General features: G+C 58.4%; 3 protein-coding genes. All 3 read left to right on the top strand.

Annotated elements, in window-relative coordinates:
* The coding region (locus AC1DRJ_RS24700) for an aldehyde dehydrogenase (RefSeq protein ID WP_477804469.1) at nt 1-1,105 on the top strand (1,105 nt) is incomplete at its 5' end.
* A gap of 107 nt (nt 1,106-1,212) precedes the next feature.
* The gene (gene hpaD / locus AC1DRJ_RS24695; protein WP_077431808.1) at nt 1,213-2,070 is read left to right on the top strand and encodes a 3,4-dihydroxyphenylacetate 2,3-dioxygenase; all 858 of its coding nucleotides are present in this window, start codon (nt 1,213-1,215) and stop codon (nt 2,068-2,070) included.
* Nucleotides 2,071-2,132: 62 nt separating this feature from the next.
* Nucleotides 2,133-2,371 (top strand): tautomerase family protein (locus AC1DRJ_RS24690; RefSeq protein WP_477804468.1); only part of this gene is annotated, 239 nt, incomplete at its 3' end.

The raw sequence follows: 2,371 nt of genomic DNA, 5'->3' as shown, positions 1-2,371 counted from the left end.
CAGTTACCCGGTCGACGACCAAATGCTCAACTACACCTTGTACCAACCGGTGGGCGTTTGCGGCTTGGTATCACCCTGGAACGTGCCGTTCATGACGGCAACCTGGAAGACAGCGCCGTGCCTGGCACTGGGCAACACCGCCGTTCTTAAAATGTCCGAGCTGTCGCCGCTGACGGCCAACGAGCTGGGTCGTCTGGCCGTCGAAGCAGGCATTCCGAACGGTGTACTCAACGTCATCCAGGGCTATGGCTCCACTGCCGGTGACGCGCTGGTGCGGCACCCTGATGTACGAGCGATATCCTTCACCGGTGGCACCGCCACCGGCAAGAAAATCATGCAGACGGCTGGTCTGAAAAAGTACTCAATGGAACTGGGCGGCAAGTCCCCAGTGTTGATCTTTGAGGATGCCGATCTGGACCGCGCCCTCGACGCAGCGCTGTTCACCATCTTCTCCCTCAATGGCGAGCGCTGCACCGCCGGTAGCCGTATCTTCATTCAGGAAAGTGTTTACCCGCAGTTCGTGGCTGAGTTCGCGGCACGTGCCAAACGCTTGATCGTCGGGGATCCGCAAGACCCGAAAACCCAGGTCGGCTCGATGATCACCCAGGCCCACTACGACAAGGTCACCGGCTACATCAAGATCGGCATCGAAGAAGGCGCCACCCTCCTCGCCGGCGGCCTGGAGCGTCCAGCCAACCTGCCAGCCCACTTGAGCAAAGGTCAGTTTATCCAGCCGACTGTGTTCGCCGACGTGAACAATAAAATGCGAATTGCCCAGGAAGAAATCTTCGGTCCGGTGGTGTGCCTGATTCCGTTCAAGGATGAAGCCGAGGCCCTGCAATTGGCTAACGACACCGAATACGGACTGGCGTCCTACATCTGGACCCAGGACATCGGTAAGGCGCATCGAATAGCCTACGGCATCGAAGCTGGCATGGTATTCATCAACAGCCAGAATGTGCGCGATCTACGTCAGCCGTTCGGTGGAGTGAAAGGTTCCGGTACTGGGCGCGAAGGTGGCCAATACAGCTTCGAAGTGTTCGCCGAAATCAAGAACGTCTGCATTTCCATGGGCAATCATCACATCCCTCGCTGGGGACTCTGAGCAGCCGATAGCCGCTGCTGAAGACCGCGATGAGGCGCGCATCGGCTCATCGCAGTTTTCACCGGCCGCGTAATTGAACCGACAAAAATACTTTCAGGAGAATCATCATGGGCGAAGTCGTCCTGGCAGCAAAAGTCTGCCATGTGCCGTCGATGTACTTGTCCGAACTACCGGGCAAACACCACGGTTGTCGTGCTGCAGCTATCGAAGGSCATAAGGAAATAGGTCGGCGCGCGCGTGAGTTAGGTGCTGATACCGCCGTCGTCTTCGACGTGCACTGGCTGGTGAACAGCGGCTACCACGTGAACAACGGTGAGCATTTCAGCGGTGTTTACACAAGCAATGAACTTCCGCACTTCATCAAGGACATGGTTTACCACTACCCAGGCTGCCCGGAGCTCGGACAACTGATCGCCGAAGAAGCCAACGCGGCCGGTGTGCGCACGCTGTCGCATAACATCCCGAGTCTGGAACTGGAATACGGAACCCTGGTGCCCATGCGCTATATGCATATGGATGTACCTGCAGCCGAAAAACTCAAGGTGATTTCCATCGCGGCCTGGTGTGCCTGGCATCGCCTCGAAGACAGCTTCGCTTTCGGCGCCGCCGTACGCCGCGCAATCGAGAAGAGTGACCGCAAAGTCCTGGTGCTGGCCTCCGGCTCTCTTTCACACCGTTTCTCTGACGATCGCGAAGCGGAAGCCAATATCCACAACTGGACGCGCGAATTCGACAAGCAGGTCGACATGCACGTGGTCAAGCTGTGGCGCGAAGGTCGATTCAAAGAGTTCTGCGCGATGCTTCCTGACTACGCCGAGCACTGCTTCGGCGAGGGCAAGATGCACGACACTGCAATGCTCTTGGGCCTGCTGGGCGGGCCGGATTACAACAAGCCGGTCGAAGTTCTCACGGAGCCCTTTGGCAGCTCCGGAACCGGCCAGATCAACGCCATTTTCCCGCTCTGAATTTCGCTCAAGCGGCAGGGGCTCGCCCGCCGCTCGGCACAACGACCTACCAGGAGGGCACGATGCCGCATTTTATTGCCGAGTACACCGACAACATCGAGCAACAGGCCGACTTGCCGGGCCTTTTTGAAAAAGTCCACACGACACTGGGGGCCAGCGGTGTGTTTCCGCTGGGGGGTATCCGTAGCCGCGGCGTTCGACTGGATACGTGGCGTATGGCCGACGGCAAACACGATTACGCCTTTGTCCACATGACGCTGAAGGTTGGCCACGGCCGCGACCTGGCGACACGTCGACGGGT

The sequence above is a fragment of the Pseudomonas sp. P5_B2 genome (assembly GCF_056400445.1).
Note: the sequence above shows the minus strand (reverse complement) of the source record. Positions and strands in the feature narration are given on the sequence as shown.